General features: G+C 67.2%; 1 protein-coding gene and 1 pseudogene. One reads left to right on the top strand and one right to left on the bottom strand.

Translation table 11 applies throughout. The features are described from left to right. Positions 1-154 precede the first annotated feature (154 nt). A pseudogene (locus WBA97_RS08595) lies at positions 155-319 on the bottom strand (transposase); the annotation flags it as partial. Positions 320-664: 345 nt separating this feature from the next. Between WBA97_RS08595 and WBA97_RS08590 the strand changes: the two are divergent. Then, the gene (locus WBA97_RS08590) at positions 665-1,408 is read left to right on the top strand and encodes a hypothetical protein (protein ID WP_424230190.1); all 744 of its coding nucleotides are present in this window, start codon (positions 665-667) and stop codon (positions 1,406-1,408) included. Positions 1,409-1,531: the final 123 nt, after the last annotated feature.

The following is a 1,531-nucleotide window of genomic DNA, read 5'->3' as shown; positions in this document are numbered from 1 at the left end:
TCACTGCGGGTAGCCACGCGAAACGTGTCACTAGGCGTTTTCGGTGTTTCCGCTAGGTCGCAACGTCCTGACCTGCCACGACGCCACCAGACATGTCATCAGATCCCGATTATCTGTGGAACGCAGGAGTGTCAAGCCCCGGGTTTGGTGGAGATTCCAGCCATGTCCGTAATCCGGGATTGTCGCCGTAGGCCTCGTCCGTCGTGAACCAGCTCAGGTCGACATCGGCGTCGAGCAGGCGTTCGAGCATGTGCTGGGCCAGCACCGGTTTGGTCGCGAACGTGACCTCGGCGCCGATTCCGGCTTCCTCGCAGCGGTCAAGTACATGGAGCGCGACGCCGGCACACGTGCGGAGGTCGCCGACGGACCCGGGAGGCCCGGGTCGCCAGCACTACCTCCGACTTCCCTGGTGTCAACCTGTAACGCTGTGCTGCTGGTGATCGATTGTGGCGAGGGCAGGGATGCTGTCCGTGATTCCTGTAGCGACCCCCTGCGCTGCACGGGCGCTTCCGCACAGAGGTCTGTCGCGGCCGTCTTTGTCCCGGGGTTTTCGTCGTCGAAGTGCTGGTCCAACAACGGGACGCGGCGGGCGAGGGTAATCGGGGATATCTGGCCGCTCGGGTGCGAGGTTGGGTGAAGAACGTGACGACTCAAGGAGTTCGGTATGGCCTCTGACGCCCTCGAAGGACCGGTTCCCGCGTCGAGCGGTCGGGGCCAGCCGGTCCTTGACCTGCTGGACAAGGTCATCGGAGTTCAGACACCGCTGGTGCGCAAGAACATCGGCCGTGCCCGTCAGCGCAACCCGGAGGCGACACCGGCGGAGGTCGTCCGCACCCTGGAGCGAATGTATGTCAGCACCCTGGCGGGTACAGGGGCCGCGGTCGGAGCCACTGCCGCCGCGCCCGCCGTCGGCACCGGGATCGCGCTGGCGCTGTCGGCAGGCGAGGCCTTCTCCTCGCTCGAGCTGAGCACGCTGTTCGTGCTCTCGGTGGCCGAGGTCCACGGGGTCGAGCTGGATGAGATCGAACGCCGCCGGACGATCGTCATGGGGGTCCTGCTCGGCCAGTCCGGCTCCTCGACCATCGTCGGCAAGCTCGCCGAGCGCACCGGTCAGCACTGGGCGCGCCAGCTCGTCAGCAAGGTGCCCGTGACGACGCTGAAGCAGATCAACAGCGTCCTGGGCAAGAACTTCATCACCAAGTACGGCACCAAGCAGGGGATCATCGTGCTCGGCCGGGTGGCCCCGTTCGGCATCGGCGCGGTGATCGGCGGTGGCGCCAACGCCACCGTCGCCGCCCTGGCCGTCCGCGCCGCCCGGCGCGCGTTCGGCCCAGCCCCACAGACATGGCCCGAGAAAGGGCTGGACCCCGGAGCCTCCGACACGGCGTCCTCGACCCGTTCCACCTGACCAGCGCTCGCCTGAAACAGTCCGGGGCCGGGATCGGTCCGGCTCGGAAGGCCTTCCTAGGCGGACAGCCCCGCCGGATCGAGGTCAGGAAGTGAAGTGCGCCCGTCGGACAGGTGCCTGTCC

It is taken from the genome of Actinophytocola sp. (assembly GCF_049647105.1).
Classification (GTDB): domain Bacteria; phylum Actinomycetota; class Actinomycetes; order Mycobacteriales; family Pseudonocardiaceae; genus Actinophytocola.
The sequence above is the reverse complement of the archived record's forward strand: the minus strand, read 5'-3'. Positions and strand labels throughout refer to the sequence as shown.